Origin of the sequence: Lentzea sp. DG1S-22, from assembly GCF_036321065.1 — a bacterium.
GTDB lineage: Bacteria > Actinomycetota > Actinomycetes > Mycobacteriales > Pseudonocardiaceae > Lentzea > Lentzea jiangxiensis.
Genome location: NZ_CP143276.1, coordinates 1,282,721 through 1,300,082, shown reverse-complemented (window position 1 = coordinate 1,300,082; position 17,362 = coordinate 1,282,721). Strand labels below are relative to the sequence as shown.

General features: G+C 68.4%; 16 protein-coding genes. 7 read left to right on the top strand and 9 right to left on the bottom strand.

The features are described 5' to 3' along the window. Positions 1 to 3: 3 nt before the first annotated feature. The 5 genes from V1227_RS05655 to V1227_RS05635 form a co-directional block, all read right to left on the bottom strand. A complete protein-coding gene (locus tag V1227_RS05655; RefSeq protein WP_329791399.1) occupies positions 4 to 468 on the bottom strand; it encodes an SRPBCC family protein in 465 nt (154 codons plus the stop codon). A 25-nt stretch (positions 469 to 493) separates the two neighbouring features. Continuing rightward, on the bottom strand, positions 494 to 1,702 hold the full coding sequence (locus tag V1227_RS05650) for an FAD-dependent monooxygenase (protein WP_329791398.1): 1,209 nt from the start codon (positions 1,700 to 1,702) through the stop codon (positions 494 to 496). A gap of 315 nt (positions 1,703 to 2,017) precedes the next feature. Continuing rightward, positions 2,018 to 3,193, bottom strand: coding sequence for a DUF5624 domain-containing protein (locus tag V1227_RS05645; RefSeq protein WP_329791397.1), 1,176 nt, complete (start codon positions 3,191 to 3,193; stop codon positions 2,018 to 2,020). Positions 3,194 to 3,237: 44 nt separating this feature from the next. Further along, positions 3,238 to 4,236, bottom strand: a complete 999-nt coding sequence (locus V1227_RS05640; RefSeq protein ID WP_329791396.1) for a hypothetical protein — start codon at positions 4,234 to 4,236, stop codon at positions 3,238 to 3,240. A 307-nt stretch (positions 4,237 to 4,543) separates the two neighbouring features. Further along, positions 4,544 to 5,980 carry an MFS transporter gene (locus V1227_RS05635; protein ID WP_329791395.1) on the bottom strand — a complete coding sequence of 479 codons (1,437 nt, stop codon included), beginning with the start codon at positions 5,978 to 5,980 and terminating at the stop codon, positions 4,544 to 4,546. A 234-nt stretch (positions 5,981 to 6,214) separates the two neighbouring features. Here V1227_RS05635 and V1227_RS05630 point away from each other — a divergent pair, with 234 nt between their 5' ends. From V1227_RS05630 to V1227_RS05620, 3 genes are all read left to right on the top strand, one after another. Next, complete coding sequence (locus V1227_RS05630; RefSeq protein ID WP_329791394.1) at positions 6,215 to 6,901, top strand: response regulator transcription factor; 687 nt, start codon at positions 6,215 to 6,217, stop codon at positions 6,899 to 6,901. Then, positions 6,898 to 8,259, top strand: coding sequence for a sensor histidine kinase (locus tag V1227_RS05625; RefSeq protein ID WP_329791393.1), 1,362 nt, complete (start codon positions 6,898 to 6,900; stop codon positions 8,257 to 8,259). The genes V1227_RS05630 and V1227_RS05625 overlap by 4 nt, the downstream gene beginning before the upstream one ends. Before the next feature lie 163 nt (positions 8,260 to 8,422). Continuing rightward, positions 8,423 to 9,340, top strand: a complete 918-nt coding sequence (locus V1227_RS05620) for a DUF1963 domain-containing protein (protein WP_329791392.1) — start codon at positions 8,423 to 8,425, stop codon at positions 9,338 to 9,340. Positions 9,341 to 9,459: 119 nt separating this feature from the next. Here V1227_RS05620 and V1227_RS05615 read toward each other — a convergent pair whose 3' ends face one another. After that, positions 9,460 to 10,398, bottom strand: coding sequence for an alpha/beta hydrolase (locus tag V1227_RS05615; protein ID WP_329791391.1), 939 nt, complete (start codon positions 10,396 to 10,398; stop codon positions 9,460 to 9,462). 102 nt (positions 10,399 to 10,500) lie between these two features. On the opposite strand from V1227_RS05615, the gene V1227_RS05610 reads away from it, so the two are divergent. Together V1227_RS05610 and V1227_RS05605 are read left to right on the top strand one after the other, a co-directional pair. After that, positions 10,501 to 11,160: a TetR/AcrR family transcriptional regulator gene (locus V1227_RS05610; RefSeq protein WP_329791390.1), complete on the top strand. Its 660-nt coding sequence runs from the start codon at positions 10,501 to 10,503 to the stop codon at positions 11,158 to 11,160. A 206-nt stretch (positions 11,161 to 11,366) separates the two neighbouring features. After that, positions 11,367 to 12,788, top strand: a complete 1,422-nt coding sequence (locus tag V1227_RS05605; protein ID WP_329791389.1) for a M1 family metallopeptidase — start codon at positions 11,367 to 11,369, stop codon at positions 12,786 to 12,788. Positions 12,789 to 12,836: 48 nt separating this feature from the next. Here V1227_RS05605 and V1227_RS05600 read toward each other — a convergent pair whose 3' ends face one another. The 3 genes from V1227_RS05600 to V1227_RS05590 are packed head-to-tail and all read right to left on the bottom strand — an operon-like array spanning position 12,837 to position 15,787. Next, complete coding sequence (locus V1227_RS05600; RefSeq protein ID WP_329791388.1) at positions 12,837 to 13,772, bottom strand: LysR family transcriptional regulator; 936 nt, start codon at positions 13,770 to 13,772, stop codon at positions 12,837 to 12,839. 15 nt (positions 13,773 to 13,787) lie between these two features. Next, entirely contained in the window at positions 13,788 to 15,086 is a 1,299-nt protein-coding gene (locus tag V1227_RS05595) for a purine-cytosine permease family protein (RefSeq protein ID WP_329791387.1), read from the bottom strand. Between the two features lie 2 nt (positions 15,087 to 15,088). After that, a complete protein-coding gene (locus tag V1227_RS05590; RefSeq protein WP_329791386.1) occupies positions 15,089 to 15,787 on the bottom strand; it encodes a tRNA-dependent cyclodipeptide synthase in 699 nt (232 codons plus the stop codon). A gap of 168 nt (positions 15,788 to 15,955) precedes the next feature. On the opposite strand from V1227_RS05590, the gene V1227_RS05585 reads away from it, so the two are divergent. Both V1227_RS05585 and V1227_RS05580 read left to right on the top strand, forming a co-directional pair. Then, entirely contained in the window at positions 15,956 to 16,888 is a 933-nt protein-coding gene (locus V1227_RS05585) for a LysR family transcriptional regulator (RefSeq protein ID WP_329791385.1), read from the top strand. 90 nt (positions 16,889 to 16,978) lie between these two features. Beyond that, positions 16,979 to 17,326: a rhodanese-like domain-containing protein gene (locus V1227_RS05580; protein ID WP_329791384.1), complete on the top strand. Its 348-nt coding sequence runs from the start codon at positions 16,979 to 16,981 to the stop codon at positions 17,324 to 17,326. The last annotated feature ends 36 nt before the right edge of the window (positions 17,327 to 17,362 follow it).

Sequence of the window (17,362 nt, the reverse complement as noted above, 5' to 3'; positions counted from 1 at the left end):
TCGTCACGTACGGTTGTTCTGCCGGGCGGCGTCCGCGGCGAGGTCATCGGCCAGCCCTTGTACGAGGCGCTGCAAGAGGCGCTGCGTGAACCAGCGCGACCACCACGACGTGGTGTACTGGCCCCGCCACTGGATGAGGGTCCCACCGTCGGTGGGGTGCAGTTCGACTCGGGCCCGGTAGTCGCGGATGATCGGCAGGAACTCTGCTTCGTAGGCGAACAAGGCCGGCTCCTGCAGTTCCGTGATCTGCTCCCGGCTGACGTTCTTGCCCTTGCGGAATGCGCGAACCGCTCCGACCTGATCACGTCCGGCCGGATCGAGGTCTGCCGAGCGCTCTCGATCCAGCTCGCCCAGCGACGACCACCGAGGCCACGACTCGGGATCGACGAGCAGCGCCCAGATCGCTTCCCGGGGCGCTGCGGAGAAGGCGGAAACGGAGTAGTGAAGCATGATGTCCTCTTGTTCCAACACAGCGACTTCGGGGACCCGGCGCTCACTGCGCGCTTGACACGGCCGGAGCCGGACGTTCAGACGACTCGGCGTTGAGTCGGCGGTGGATGATCCTGCGGGCAACACCGAGGACGAACGCGCGCAACGCCGCTGCCGGTTTGCTGGAAGGAACGAACCTCTGCTGCTTGATCTTCGCGGTGCGCTGCTGCTCGGTGATGAACGGACGAAGCCCGGTCTCCCACGCGTTCAGAGCGTCGTCGAGATCGTCGGGGTGCTCCTGCACGGCCTTGCCGAGAGCAGCGCCGCCACACAGCGAGGCCGAGGCCCCCATGCCCGAGTAGGTGGTCAGGCACCACGCCGCATCACCGAGCAGGACCACCCGGCCCGAGCTCCACCGCGACATCCGCACCTGGTGGACCGAGTCGAACAGGACGTCGGGGGCATCTTCCAGGGAATCCAGGACGTGACGCACCACCGGGTCGTCCATTCCCGAGTAGACCGACCGCAGCTGCTCGATCCGCGACCCGCTGAACTGCTTCCGGATGTCATCGGTCCGGTACGTCAGCAGTGTCGTGGGCGCGTGATCAGCGAATCCGAACACCCACGCCGCGCGCTTGGCGCGTGGGACGACGACGGTGTCGGTCGGAGCGAACGAGGGCACCTGCTCCTTGAGCTGGAAAGCGCACACCATCGCGTTCCAATCCGTCAGGTGGTCCTCGTCCGGGCCGAACACCATCCGGCGCACGGTCGAGCGGAGCCCGTCCGCTCCGACCACGAGATCGAACGTCTCGCGGTACTGCACGCCGGAACCGCCACTTCCGAGCAGGACCTGCACTCCGTCGGCGCTCTGGACGATCTCGATCGGGGTGGTGGCGAACCGCACCTCGACGGGGTCCTCGACACCATCGTCGGTGATGCTCTGCCACAGCGCGGCCTCGATGTCGCCACGCAACACCGCCGCCGGACCGGGCTGGTCCAGGAACCCCAGTTCCGGCTTCGGGTTGCCGCGGCGATCCAGCGCCCAGGTGTTCCCGCCCTCCTTCCACGCCGGGTTGCGGGTGTGCAGGTGGTCGGCGATGCCCAGGTCGGCAGCTGCCTGCCGACCCTCCGGGAACAAGAAGATGAAGTAGCCCCCGGTTCGACGCTCGGCGGCCCGCTCGATGATCACGGGCGTCCATCCCGCTCGGCGCAGCCCGATCGCCGCGGACATGCCCGCGATTCCCAGCCCGACGACCAACGCACGCTTCTGCATGATGTGTTTTCCTCTTCCTGATGCAGCTGGTTGTTCCGATGACGGAGGCGACGTTCACAACGCCTGGCCGGCAGCCGCTCCGTCGCCTCCGGAAGCTGCGGCTCCGCCTGCGCTTCGCTGATGAACAGGTTGTTGGCCGTGCTGAGCCACGAAGCCGAATGCTCCGGTTGACAAGACGAGGCGGACCGGTTGATCACGCCGGCCCGCTCGGCCCCTCCCCCGGTCAGCACCGGACTCGCGCTGGCCGGCACGTCACCGACGACGTTCAGGAGAGGTGTTGCGCCAACGCGCGAGCAGCACCCACTGCTCGCCCCGCTACCTCCGCGAGCAGGCCGGGTAGGTGATGTCGGTGAAACCGGGAAGCTCGACGAGTTCTGGCCGGTTCCCGTTGGCGCTGAGCTGGTCGAGCACGAACTGCATGCCGGCGGTGGCGATCTGCGCGCCGGGGTCTTCCATGACGTAGCGAAGCCTGGTCACGATGGCCCGCTTGTCGTGGACCGACCGGACGCGCGGCATGGCGTCGACCACCTCGGTGTCGGGGTCGACCACGGGCGCCTGGTCGATCCTCTTCTCGAAAGCCGGGTAGTCCGGCCACAGGAGACGGCTCATCTCCACCGAGGACAGGCAGCCGTACCAGAACTTGCGGTACTGCGCCTCGGCCCGAGCGCAGAACTCGCTGTCGGCGAACTGCTCGGGCTCGATGGTGGGGGCGGTCGGGGCGATGATCAGCCGGGCCGGGTCCAGCTTGTGGCCCGACGCTTCGTGCAACAGCGGGCACACGTTGTTGCTCTGCCAGGTCAGGCCGGCGCTCGGGCGTCCGGCGCCACCGGCGACGATCACCATCAGCCGGGCCCAGTCGATGGACTGCTCGTGGAGCCACTTCAGGCTCCGGTGCAGCGAGTCCAGTGCCGAGAGGGCGAAGGTCGCCGCCATCATGTCGTTGAACGGCACGGGTACCGCGTCCGGCCCGTCGCCTTCGAGCAGGTTCGCGCGCAGGTACTCGAAGTCCAGGAGCTTCGGGTTCTCGAGCGCGCGCTCCAGGTAGTCCGCGGTGGTCGCGCACGTGTAGTCGACGAGATCGGTGATCTTCTCCTCGTGCCCCTGCCACGCGGTGACCGCGACCTCGTCACGCCAGTACGAGACGCTGTTGAAGTCCTGGACGACGCGGCATTGCTCGATGAGGTCCCTGGCGGCGGTCTTGCAGCTGAAGTCGCCGAGCTCGCGCAGCCGGGCCAGGTAGGGAATCGTGAGGCCGAGGTGCGAGACCGCGGTGATCTCGAAGAACCCCCTGGTGCCCTTCCTGAAGTCGACCGATGTGGGCGGACGTCCGCCGCCCGGGAACAGCACCAGGTCGGTGCCCGTCGCCAGCAGCAACGGGGAGTCGGACTGGGCCTCGCCCAGTCGTCGCTGCAGGTTCTGGCCGATGCTGTCCGGGGTGGAGGTGAACATCTCGAACAGCCGCATGAAGTGCCGGTTGGGCTGGTATCGCATCGAATCTGTCCTTGTCGGTTCGGGCTGGGCGCTGTCGGTTCGGGTCAGGCGTTGTCGAGTGAGAGCTCGTAGACGATGCTGTCCTGGCGGAACCGCACGTCCGGGGTGAGGCTGTTGGCGACGACCAGGAAGGTTTTTCCGTCGGCCTCGAAGAAGTTCGCGTCGGTGCCGCCGAAGGTGGGGAACTCCTCGACCACTTCGAACTTGCCGTCGTGCCACCTGTAGAGCTGCGACATCAGATCGGTCTTGGCCACGGGAGGCCTTCCCTGGATGAAGCAGATGCGGACGAGGAACAGCTTTTCCCCGTGCCGGTGTAGCGCGAACTCGCGGCCTCCGAGGCCACCGAGTGACTGGTGCGGCTCGAACAGCTCACCGTTCCAGCGGTAGAGCGTCGAGTCACCGTTGATGCAGGCGAACGCCAACCACTCCTCGCCGTCCTGCGAGAAGTGCAGGAAACTCCGGCCGAACTTCTCCGCGAAAGTCTGGTAGGGGACGAAGGAGTCGCCGTCCCAGCGGTAGACGACACTGGGGGTGACCTGGTCCGCATATGCCAGGAAATGGTGTCCGCCCACGCGGAAGTGGTCCCAGTTGTAACCCCAGCGCCCTCCCAGGACCTGGAACTCCTCCCACCGCCCGTCGACGCGCTGGAAGATGACCGAACGTCCGTGGCCCTTGGGCGAGAGGCCCGGCATGGTCAGGCCCTGGGCCAGCGCCAGGAACTCGCGGTCGTCGATCGAGAAGTGGTGCCACTGCTTTGCTCCGAAGGTGGGCAGCGTCTCGTCGAGGATCCACTCCCCGTCTTCGTCCTCGCGGTAGATGAGCGAGTTGACGTCCGTCTCGTACGGACCTTTCCCGGTGCGGAGGTTGGCGAACGCCAGGTAGTTCCTCCCGCCACTGGTGAAGCTCAGCGCATCCTCGCCGCTGGGACAGGGCAGACGGTCGACCTCGACGAACCGCCCTCCCTCCCAACGGTGGAGAAGGGCGTCGACGTCGGCATTTCCGCCGTTCATGTCCGGCGCCCGGTCCGGCAGGTCCTCCGCCAACTGGGGAACAACGAGGTGCAATCCCCGGTGGGTCCGGAAAACGTGTGCACTGCGGGCGCCGGACGTGGCGAGACGCTGATGAACCGACAGGATCTTCGCGCTCGGGTGGCTTGGATTGCTGTTCGACACGGAAACTCCTTGACTGTGTTGAGTCGGGCGCGATGACGTGGACGTCGTGCCCGCGCGAGGCGAGACCGACGGCGAGGGGCTGGGCGAAGCGCGCGGGCCCGTTGACGTCCGGCGGGAACGTGTCGGCGGCGATTACGACGCGCAGCGCGCTGCGGCGTGCGCGCAGGCGAGGGGCACGTCAGTCAGTCCTTTGTGGCCGTTCAGCGCGCCGCTGGGCGAGCAGCAGGAAGGCGAGCGCCGCGGCGATCACGAACAACCCGGCCGAGGTCGCGATGTAGCTGTACACGCCCGTGGCGGAGTTGACCGTGGTCCCGTTGACCGCGACTCTCGTGCCGGAGAGGACCGCCGCACCGACGAAGCTCACGCCCACCGAGCCGATCGCGCTCATGACCGAGACCATGCTCGCGGTGACGCCCTGGCGGTGTGCTGCGGTGAGGACGGCCGCCATGTTGAACCCGGAAGCCAGCAGCGATCCCATGCTCAGGTTCAACAGGAAGGCGAAGAACACGGCGACGGGAAACGAGGACGCGCCGAGGAACATGCCGAAGGCGCCCGCGGTGCCCACCAGAACGCCTGCGGCCAGAGCCAGGGCAGGGTCGGTGCGGGCCGCGAGCCAGCCCGAGAGCAGTCCTCCCGCCATGATTCCGATGGCGGGCAAGCCGAACAGCAGGGCGAGCGATCCCTGGGCGTCGAGCCCGTAGCCGAGTCCCTGGTCCGCCGAGACCTGGGCGATGAGGCTGAGCAGCTGGTCCATGCTCTGCCCCGCACCGGTGGCGAGCACGACCACGAGCAGGGTGAGCACCATCGGCCTGCCGAGGTGCCTGACGTCGATCACGGAATCGGGAGCCCTGCTCGAGACGAGGTACCACCGCGCCAGCGCCACGACGCCGGCGGCGAGCAGCGCGAGCGCGCCCACGTTGAGCCAGCCGACGTCCGGTCCGAGACTGACGTAGCCGAGCACCGCGACGACGCCTCCCCCGAGCACGAGCGTTCCCACGACGTCGACCCGCCCCGGCGTCCTCACCTCCGACTCCGGGACGAAGACGCGGATGCAGGTCACCGCGACAGCCGCGAACAGCGCCGCGGCCACGAACACGACCCGGAACCCGAACTCCGCCACGAGCGATTCGACGCTGGAGGTCAAGGCGATCCCGACCACTCCCGCGCAGGTGGTCACCGCGCCCACCGCGGGCATCGCGATCCGTGGTGCGCACAGGTCGCGGACGAGCGACACGGTCAGGAACACCGTCGCCACCGCGGCGCCCTGGAGCATGCGCCCGAGAACGAAGACCCAGAGGTTCGGCGCGACGAGGCAGACCACGGCACCGCCGCAGGCGATCAGCAACGCGACTGTCAGCATCCGGCGTTTGCCGTGGATGTCGGCGCTTTTTCCGAACAACGGCGCCCACATCGCCCCCGCGAGCATCGCGGTGGATCCGAGCCACGCCGACTGGGTCGTGTCGAAGTGCTCGAGCATCTGCGGCAGCACGAACAGGGGCATGACGATCACCGAGTCCGCCGCGACGTTCGCCAGGAGCAACACGGCGATCTGCCCGACGAGCCGCGAGGTCCACCGCGTGTGCGGTGGCCTGCCCGGCGGGGCATGGGTGCTCATGGTGGTATCCACGAAACTCCTTCGGTGAGAGGGGATGCGGCATCCGCGGACAGCGGGAGAAGTGCTCGCTCGTGACCGAATGTAGGAATCGTTCCCACTCGACGGCAATGGCGAAGGCGTCTCAACGGCGGATTCTCACCGGGTTCCTACCTTTCTCAGGGGAAACTTTTGTGCGGCGCGGCGTGTCGCTCGGCGAGAATCAACGGCAGTGGCCGAGTGGGGAGAAGTAACTGGATGACATGCACCGTGCTGATCGCAGACGACGACCGCGCGATTCGTGAGTCGCTCGTCCGCGCACTGGAGCTGGAGGGCTACTCCGTCGCCGACGTCGACGACGGGGTGAAGGCGGTGACCCGAATCCGCCGGGAGAAGTTCGACGTCCTCATCCTGGACGTGCTGATGCCAGGACTCGACGGGCTCGGCGTCGTCCGGCTCCTGCGGGCGGAAGGTGACCGGGTGCCGGTGCTGATGCTCACGGCGCGCGTCGAGACCTCCGACCGGGTCGCGGGCCTCGACGCGGGCGCCGACGACTACCTGCCCAAGCCCTTCGAGCTCGACGAGCTCCTGGCACGCCTGCGGGCCTTGCTGCGCAGGGTCGTCCCCGCGGAGGACACCGACGACCGTGCTCTGTCCGTCGGGGCGCTGCGGCTCGATCCCGCGAGCCGGCGCGCGTGGTGGGCCGCGACCGAGCTCAACCTCAGCAAGACCGAGTTCGACCTGCTGGAACTGCTCATGCGCAACGAAGGTGTCGTGCTCGACCACACGTCGATCTACGAGCAGATCTGGGGCTTCGACTTCGGCGGGGACTCGAAGAACCTCGCGGTCTACGTCGGCTACCTGCGCCGCAAGCTGGCGGCGGCGGGCGCCTCGTCCGTGATCCACACGGTGCGCGGCGTCGGCTACACGGTGCGGCGCCCGTGAACCTCGGAACCCGGCTCGCACTGGCCTTCGCGCTCGTCGTCGCACTCACCGCGGGGGTGGTCGGCGTGCTCGCCTTCCGTTCCGGGGTCGAGCGCGTGATCGGTGAGGTGAACCGCGGCCTGCACACCGCCTCCGCCGCGATCATCGACGGACATCGCGGCGTGCTGCACGACCCGGCCGGCGTCGTCGTCGGCGACGCGGGACTGGAGCAGCCGCTACCGCTGACCGCGCAACGCATCGACCCCGGCGGTGGCGTCACACCGCTCGGCGGGCGGGCCGTGACCTTCCCCGTCGGCGACGCCGACCGCGCCCTCGCCACCGGGTCCACGCGTGGCGCCACGAGCACCGCGGAGGTGATCGTGCGGCACGACACCTATCGGGTGCTGACCACCTCCCTGGGAAACGGTGCCGGCGCGGTGCAGGTCGGCATCGACGTCAACCAGTCGCGCCAGGTGATGAGCGGGATGGCCAAGGAGATCACCGCGCTCACCCTGCTCGTGACCGCGATCGCCGCAGGTCTCGGCTGGGTGCTGGCACGCCGGATCACCCGGCGGCTGGTGCGGCTGACCGCCATCGCCGAGGACGTCAGCGCCACCGGGCTGAGCGGCGGTGAGGTCCCGGTGCAGGGGCGGGACGAGGTGGCTCGGCTGTCGTCGTCGTTCAACACCATGCTGCGCAGGCTCGCGGACTCACGGGAGGCGCAGGAACGACTGGTCCAGGACATAGCGCACGAGCTCCGCACGCCGCTCACAAGCCTGCGCACCAATGCCACCGTGCTGCACCGCCTCGACCAGCTCAGGCCGGAGTCCCGCGTGCGCCTGCTCGCCGACGTCGAAGGAGAAACCAGAGAGCTCTCCCACCTCGTCAACGAACTGATCGCCCTGGCACTCGCGAGAGGGACCGACGAGGAGGAGACCGACGTCGATCTCGCCGAAGTCGTCCGCGACGCGGCCGCACGGGCACGGCGCCGAACCGATCGCGAGATCAACATCGACGCCGACCGGACGCGAGTGCGTGGACAACGCCTCGCCCTGGAACGCGCAGTCGGCAACCTGCTGGAGAACGCCGCGAAGTTCGACACCGACGGCACCGGCCCGGTCGACGTCGAGGTTCGCGCGGGCACGATCACCGTGTCGGACCGCGGACCCGGCCTCGGCACCGAGGACCTCGGCAGGATCTTCGACCGGTTCTACCGCGCGGACACCTCGCGATCACTACCCGGCTCCGGGCTCGGCCTGGCCATCGTGGCCGGCATCGCCGAAGCCCACGACGGAACCACCTTCGCGAGGAACCGGGCCGGAGGCGGAGCGACGATCGGCTTCACCATCGCCACCAGCCGCCTCCTGCCCGATCGCTGACTTCACCGGAAGCCGTTGCCGAAGTTCCTGCCCGCTTGCTCCGGCGCCCCAGGTCGGCCGTACTGCCCGTCAGGCCATCATTTTTCGGCCATGAGACAGCACCCGCCTTCGGCGCGCATCTGACAAAGAGAGCGCTCTCATCACTATGCGATCATGTAGCACCATGAACCGTTACGAGCAATTCCGCCAGGCGGCGACAAGTCAGGGCATACCGAACGACGAGATCGACACGTTCGCGGATCAGCTCCGATTCGCCGTCTGGCTGAGCGGCGCACGCGCCGGCGAGAAGGTTGTCGGCCAGGAGGGAGGGCTGCCCCGGTTACCGGTGGGCACGAAATGGCCGACCGACGGGGACGGGTACGCGTTGCCGTTCATCGCCTCCGTCGACTGTGCGGCTCTTCCGCGGGCCGAAGGTCTTCCCCTGCCGACGGACGGCTCACTGCTGCTGTTCCTGCAGCACGAGGAAGACGTGCTGGATCCCTTCAGCTCTGATGAGCAGCCGGAGTACGCGCGGGTTCTGCACGTCCCGGTAGGCACGGAGACCGCAGTGGCACCGTTGCCGCCCGAACTCGAGGGGACGAACATCGACGGCACGCCGCTGCTCATCCCCGAGTGCGAGCTTTCCGCGTGGGTCGAGGCGGATCTTCCGGATTGGATGGGAGAAACCGATGAGCTCGAAATGGAGTTCCGGCCGGACTACGTGAAGCAGCTGTTCGACGCCCTGGAGCACTTCGACCAGCTGTGTGACGTCGTCGACGATCTCTGGCCGGGGCCTGGCAATCGGATGTCCACGATCCGCATCGGAGGGCACTGCATGGAGATCGGCGGCAGCGACAGCCCGTGGCACGAGATGGCGACCGCGAACCTCAGGAACCGACCTCAAGCCGGCCTCGACCGTGCGGACACGGGGAACTTCTCCCTGATCGAGGCGGAGGAGCACCGGCTGATCCGGCAGTGGGTGCCACTCGCCCAGTTCTACACGCAAAGCGACGTCCACTACGGCTGCTTCCTGATCAGCTTCGAGGACCTCGCGGCCAAGCGCTTCGACCGGATGCGCTCGTTCACGATGTTCTCCGAATAGGTCGCAGAACCGGACCGCCTCGGGCTGCCTTACACCGGTCGACAGCACCACAGAGCCGGTGCCGCGAGTCTCCGGACCCACGCGCCTCCGCTTGACCTCAGCTCTGGCTGACCCGCCCGTCACGCGAAGGCCGCGCCGATGGCGTCGCCGATCTCGTTGAGCACGTCGCGCGAGATCTGGACGTCACGGGTGAAGGACAGGAACGCGTGGGGCACGCCCTCAACCGCTCGGTGCGTCACCGGCACCCCAGCCCCGCGAAGGGCGTCGGCGTACCGGATTCCCTGGTCGCGCAGCAGGTCGAGCTCAGCGGTGACGAGGAACGCGGGCGGGAGTCCGGTGAGGTCCTCCGCGCGCAGCGGGGAGACGCGGGGGTCGGCGCCCTCGTCGGGCGTGTTCAGGTAGGCACCCCAGAACCACTCGAGCCAAGGACGCGTCAGCAGGGGGCCTGCGGCGTACTCGTACATCGATGGGCTGTCGTCGAAGCGGTCGGTCGCGGGATAGGCGAGGGCCTGGTAGGTGACGACCGGTCCGCCGCGTCGTTTCGCTTCCTGGACGGCAACGGCGGCGAGGTTGCCTCCCGCGCTCTCCCCGAACAGGGCGATGCGCTTCGGATCGGCGCCGAAGGTGCCCGCGTTCTGTTCGACCCATCGCAGCGCCGCGTAGGCGTCGTCGACGGCTGCCGGGTATCGGTGCTCCGGCGCCAGCCGGTAGTCGACGGAGACGACGATGGTCTTCGACCGCGTCGCGACGACCCTGGCGTAGTGGTCCTGGCTGTCGAGGTCACCGAACACCCAGCCGCCGCCGTGGAAGAACACCGTCACCGGAGCGGGCGAGCCCGTCGGGACCGTCTCGGACGTGTAGATGCGGACCGGAACGTCGTGGTCGCCGTTGCGGAAGGTCATGTCGCGAACCTCGCGAACCGGGACGACGTCACCGGCGAACGAGGCGAACGCGAGGCCGGCGGCGCGATTCTCCGCCACGGTGAGGGTGTTGGCCGCGGGCGTGGAAGTCGCGGCCAAGTCGTCGAGCACGGTCTGGAGTTGAGGGTCGAGGGCCACGAGCTTCACCTTCGCGTGTGCTGAATGATCTTGGAATGAACACTCCAACCGTAGGCACCGCCAGATTGGAAAGTCAATTCCAATCTGGGTAGGCTGACCCGCATGCAGACGCGAGGTGGCGAGACGCAGGGCAAGGCGGCGAGCACCGAAGGCGGCCGTCGCACCCGAGACCGCATCCTGCAGGCCGCCGCCGAACTGATGTTCAAACAGGGCGTCGCCGGCACGAGCATTCCCGACGTGCAGCGCCGCGCCCAGGTGAGCGCCTCGCAGATCTACCACTACTTCGGAGACAAAAAAGGCCTCACGGCGGCGGTCATCGAGTACCAGAACACCGTGAAGCTCGAACAACAGCAGCCCCTGCTCGACCACCTCGACAGCATCGACGCACTGCGCGAATGGTGCGAACGCGCCGCCGTCCGCCTGGACGCGGTGCACTGCGCCGGAGGCTGTGAGATCGGCTCGCTCGCGAGCGAGCTGTCGGACATCGACCCCTCAGCCCGCCTCGGCCTGGCCACGGGATTCGCCGCGTGGCAAGCAGCGATCGAATCCGGGCTTGCCCGCATGCGCGAGCGCGGCGACCTCGGAGCCGACGAGGACGTGTCGGCGCTTGCGGTCGCGCTGCTGGCCGCCATCCAAGGCGGCATGCTCCTGTCCCAGGTGAACCAGGACGCGACCCCGTACCGCCGCGCGGTCAACGTCGTCATCGACCACATCGCAGACCGCGTCGCGGCAGCTCGAGCTTCGCGGCCCACCGATCACTGAACACCGGCCGGTCAGCTCCAGCGGAGAAAGTGGAATCCGGACCGTCCGTGCACACACTCCCCGTCATCGACCACGAGCCAGAGCCGAACTTCTCACAGTCCCGTTGACGTCGATAACGCTCGGACATGAAGAAACGGCATTGGTACCGCAAAGCTTCGGGCTCACAGACTGGGCGAACCCCTGCCACTGCCCTGAGAGGTTTGCCAATGGCTGTGCGGATTCGACGGACGTACTCGTCGACCACCCTGTCGCTCTTCGGTCTGTCGCTGTGCTGTTCACTCCTGAGCCCCGCTGTCGCCCACGCCGGCGACACGATCGGATCCGACGGTTACGTGCACGTCGCGCCCAACGGTGTCGTGCTCGGCGTCGACCCCTACTACCCCACCGACGGCAACGGTGGCTACGACGTCGGCGACTACGCAGTCGACCTGTCCTACGACCCGGCCTCTCGTTTCCTCAACGCCAAGGCCCTCGTCACGGCCACCACCACGCAACGTCTCAGCCGGTTCAACCTGGACTTGCGCGGTCTCACCGTGACGGCGGTGAAGGTCAACGGTGTGCCTGCGTCGTTCGTCCGGGCGAAGGCCCACGAGCTGGTGATCACGCCCGTCACCGAGCTGGCGGCGGACACGTCGTTCGTCGTGGAAGTCCTCTACTGCGGTCGCCCCCAGCCGGAGTACACCCCTGGCCGGGGCGCGACCGGGTGGCGCACAACGAGGTCGGGCGGTGTGATCGCGGCCGGCGCGCCGCACTCGGCGAGCACGTGGTTCCCGGTGAACGACACCTCGGTGGACAAGGCGACCTTCCACCTCAACGCCACGGTTCCCACCGGATGGAGTGTGGTGTCGACCGGGGTGCGCAAGGCCGTCCACGGCGGGACCCACAGCTGGGTCGAGGAGGTGCCCGTCACGCCATCCGCGACGATGATCGCCATCGACCGGTTCACCGTCCGCGAGTCCACGCTCCCCGGCGGCACCCCGGTGCTCGACGCTTTCGCGCCCGGCGCTGACCCGGCACTCGCGAGGAAACTGCCCGCGGTGATGGAGTTCCTCACCGGCAAACTGGGGCCCTACCCCCTGCCGTCCACCGGTGGGGTGTACCTGTCCGAGTGGCTGACCCACTCGCACCCCTCCCAGGGCCGGCCCGTGCACGGCGTCGCCGCGGACGAGTCGGCGCTGGTGCAGTCCTTGGCATCGCAGTGGTGGGGCAACCAGCTCGCCATCAAGATGTGGAAGGACCAGCCGATGGTCGAGTCGTTCGCCCGGTACGTGGTGTGGTTGTGGAACGAGGCGAACGGTGGGCCTGCCGTCGAGCGGCGCTACCAGGACGCACTGCGCCGGGTGGGGGCCGACCCCCGGTTCTGGGGGCGTGAGCTGGCCGACCCCGGAGCGGGACGGGAGTTCTCCGCCACCGACAAGGGTGTGTTGATGGTGCACGCGCTGCGCAAGCACATCGGCGACGACAAGTTCTTCACGGTGCTGCGGGACTACCCGGAGATCGCGACGCTGATGAACCAGGGCTGGTACGACTGGGAGCTCTACACGGCGGCGGTGGCGGACAAGGACCTCACAACGTTCCACGAGGTCTGGGTTCACGGAACGACCCTGCCACCGGCAGAGCTCCGCTGACGGTTCCGGCGGTGTGTTCCTCCTGTTCCGGAGGGGCACACCGCTTCATCAAGCCAGGTAACGGGAGTAGACCGGCGAGGCCTCGCACTCGAGCCGGTAGGCCAGCGCGGCGTCCGCGAGGACGTCGCGGGCCACCGGCGCGAACTCGCTCTCCCGGTGCCACACGAGCAGGAACCTGCGCGACAGCGCGTCATCCGCGAGGAGCCGGGCGACGACCTGCTGATGCCCTTCGCACGCCGCCTGCGACAGCCCGACGGCGCCGTTGCGCACCGCCGCCACGGTCATCCCGAACGACTCGGAAACGTACTGCACCCGGGGGATGAAACCCTTGCGGCGGCAGGACCTGTGGAAGTACTCGTGGAAGCGCGACGAGTCGGGTGGGGGCAGCACCCACTGCTCGCCGGCGAGCTGTTCCAGGGCGATCACCTTGTGCCGGGCCAGCGGATGGTCCTCGCGCAGCAGCACCAACGTCCTGTCGTGCGCCACCACCGCGAAGTCCACCGACGCGGGCACGACCACCTCGAACTCGGGGTAGTCCTTGACCACGCCCACTTCCAGCCGCCGCTGCGCCACCATGTCCACGACGAGGTCCCGGCATTCGCTGTCGAACAACGACGCGGCCGGCCCGTGCGGCCGGTGGCTGCCGACGATCGCGGGTAGATGGCACAGGACCGGCGAGCAGACACCGCCCACGCGCACGATCTCGGAAGGGCTGGTGCGGACCTCGATGTCCCGCGCCAGCCCCTCCATCATGGGCAACACCGCGCTGATCCGGTCGAGCAGCAGTTCACCGGTGGGTGTCGGCACGACCGGCGCCGTGCTGGAGCCGCGGTCGAACAGCCGCTGCCCCAACGCGTTCTCGAGGCGCTTGAGGCTGCCGCTGACGGCGGGCTGGCTGATCCCGAGCCGCACCGCCGCTTCGGACAGGCTGCCGGTCTCGCCGATCGCCCGCACGAGCTTGAGGTGGTGGACGTCGAGCTCCATGCCATCACTTCCCCATCAGCGATGAGTGTCGACCGGGGAGCGTGGCGGCCGCATGATCCCGGCCGTCCTGCCGATCGCAGCGTACAACGCGAACGCGATCACGACGGAGTTGATCGTCGGGATGCCGAACGGCACCAGGAAACCGACTGCGGCTCCGGCCGCCCAGCACACCAGCGAGGCCGGGACCCAGTCCGGCGAAACGGCCGGCAGCTCCCCTCGTGCGCGCGAGGACTCCAGCTCCGCGCGCCAGGTGCGCACCACGAAGTACTCGGCGATCATGATGCCCGCGACCGGTGGTGTGATCACCCCGACCCAGGTGAGGAACACGGTGAAGTGGCCGAGGATCCCGAGAGCGGACAGCAGGGTGCCCAGGGTGCCCAGCCACAGCGTCGCGGCCGATCGGCTGATCCTCCTGCCCAGCAGCACGTCGACGGTGTTCACCAGGCCGAGGGACGCCGAGTAGAGGTTCCAGTCGTTGATCTTCAGGATCGCCGTGACCGTGATCAGCGTGCCGATCGCGCCCGAGCTCGACATGATCACGCCGACCACGTCGGCGCTGCGGGCGGCGTGCGCGAGCAGCACCCCGGTCAGGCCGATCAGGTACTCGCCGAGGGTGACGCTGATCAGCGTCTGCTTCACGACGTCGGAGGGACGCCGGTTGAACCTCGTCATGTCGGGCGTCATGACGGCGCCCATGATGAACGCGCCCGCGACCAGTGTGGTGCCCTGGGCGAGGCTCAGCGCCGGGCCGGGCGGGGCCATGCCGACCAGGTCCGCAAGGTCGTGCCGCTGCAGCTCGGAAACGATCGTCCAGCCGGTCAGCAGCAGGAACGCCGGCACGGTGAGGTAGGCCGTCCACGCCATGGTGTGGAAGCCCGCCACGACGATCACGGTCACCGCGATGCCACCGAGGACCGCCCACGCCCAGACCGGCGGCCCACCCATCAGCCGGTGCAGGCCGTGCGCGAACACTTCGTTCTGCACGCCGAACCAGCCGGCGAGGCTGAGCGTCACGAGCAGGCCCACCAACGCGGAACCGCGTGCCCCGAACCCGGCCCAGCGGGCCAGCACGGACGTCGAGACGTTCTCCCGCACGCCCGCGATCCCCATCAAGATCGTGACGATCTCGAGCATCACCGACCCGAGCGTGATCGCGAGGACCGCGTCCCAGAACGTCATCCCGAATCCGAGCGTGGCGCCGAGGAGGAACTGGTGGAACGCCGAAACCTGCCCGAACCGTTGCACGGCAACGGAGACCCACGACCTCCGGGCCTCGGCGGGGAGCCTGCTCAGCGAGTAGTCGTCGTGGGCCACCGTCAGACCGCCCCTTCATGAGGCGTCAGCACGACGAAGCCCTGTGCGGGGTTCGGCTGCCAAGCCAGTTCCCTGGCGTACAGGCGTTCCAGGAACGCCACCCTCTGGTGGTAGGCGAACACCGAGCTGTCGACGCCCGCGATCGCCGGGGTGTCGATGAACATCGGCAGCTCCGCGAGGAAGTACCGGACGGCGGACCTCAGCTGGTCCTCGGTGGGTGTCTGGCCGTCCGGCAGACGGCGGTCGAGCACCCAGCGGGTGGCCTCCAGGCACTCCGCGGCGAAGGCGCCGTCGGTCATGAACCACGCACCCGCGTCGCGGAGCAGTTCACGGTAGGTGTCGTTGCGGGCCAGAGCAGCGCCGTCGAGCAGGTGCTCCTCCGGCTCCAGCACGCCGACGTCGCGCAGGGCGCGGCAGATCTTGTTCACCACGTACTGGCCCTGCCGTCCGGCCTTGCGCTGCGCGCGGCCGGGTTCGTAGCCGAGCGCCTCCAGGGTGTACACGGCCGCGTGGTCGGGCACGAAGAAATGGAACCGCTCGAATTCCCGCATCGCCCAGCGGGCGAGCGCGGTGATGCGTTCCACCGAAAAATAACTGTTGAACGGGCTCACACCGATGCACACGTGCCTACCGCTCCGCAAAGGGGTGGCACAATGCTCGGTCAGCGGAGTTGTCAACAACACTGTCGACTCCGAAGTCATATTCACAGGGGCAGGGAAATCCGGATTCGACCACTATCGGCAGAAGCAGAACCGGCGGGTACTGCCGGAAGGTCATGTCGCCGGCTTATGCGTCCGACGCCCGAACGTCCTGCTCCGTTCGGCGCCGAACCGCTGACAGAACGCGTTCGGCCGTGTCTGATGAGTGACATGGAGCTCCAGGTCCGCCATCTGCGGGTGCTCGTGGCCATCGCACGGGCGGGCAGCCTGAACCGGGCCGCCGGCGAGCTGCGACTGGCCCAGCCCGCCCTCAGCCACCAGCTGCGTCGCATCGAGCAACTGGTGGGCGAACGGCTCTTCAACCGCGGCCCGCGCGGCGTGCGCCCGACCCGGATCGGAGAGCTGGTGCTCGCCCGCGCGGAGGCGATCATCCCGGCCTTCGACGAGCTGGACCGGGACTTCCGCCTGCAGCAGCCGTCCCCCGGCGGCCTGCGGATCGGCTGGAACGACAGCAACCTCGTGCCTGGCCTGTTCGGGTGCGTCGAGCGGCTGCTGCCGGACCACGAGCTCACCAGCCGAGCGGACCTGTCGCACAGCAGGCTGGTCACGCAGGTCGCCGGCGGGTGCGTCGACCTCGCCGTGGCGATGATCTGCGGTCCGCGGTCGCTGGTCGTGCCGGACGGGGTGCGCGCCGAGCGGGTGGTCGTCGAGCCGTCGTTCGTGGCGCTGCCGCAGCGGCATCCGCTGGCCGCCTCATCCGTCATCGAGCTGGGCGCTCTGGCACAGGAGCGGTGGATCGTGTCCAGCTGTGGCGACGGCTGCCGGGTCGTGTTCCGCGAGATGTGCCTGGCGCACGGGTTCACCCCACGCATCGCGCACGACGTCGACGCGCTGCGGCACCGCCTCGTGTCCGGCGAGCACGGGGTGTGCCTGGTGCAGCCGACCACGCCGGAACCTCCCGGCATGGTGATCCGGCCGCTCGCCGGCGACCCGATGAAGGTGCAGCACCTGCTGCTCTGGCGCGCGGACCACCCGCTCGGCGACCGGTTCACCACCGTGCACCGCGCCGCCGTGACCGTCTACGAACAGCTCGTCGCACAGAACGACCGCTATCGCGGACGGCTGGATAACGGCGCGGCATAGCGCGCTGGCAGTGGGCGTGAATCCCCCGCCCGGCCACACTCGGAATCAGCGCGAACACTGCGCGAACCGTGCCGGAAAGGGGTCACTTCGATGTTGCCGTTGATCTCCCGAGAGGAACTCCGAAAAGGAATCGACGCGGGCACCCTGGTAGTGGTCGACACCATGCCCGCGGGCTACTACGAGAAAGAACACCTGCCCGGCGCGGTGAACATCCCCGGATTCCCCTACGAACAGGCGGCCGAGTTCACCGACCAGCACGCACCCGACGTCCTGCCGGACAAGACCGCCGAGATCGTCGTCTACTGCGCCAACGTGCCCTGTCGCAACAGCGAACTCGTAGGGGCCCGGCTGCTCCGACTGGGTTACTCGAACGTGCGCAAATACCGCGAGGGCATCGAGGACTGGGTCGGTGCCGGTCTCGCCACGACCTCCGGCTGAGCGCCGACGGGTGACCGTAGTTTCCCTGCGTACCAA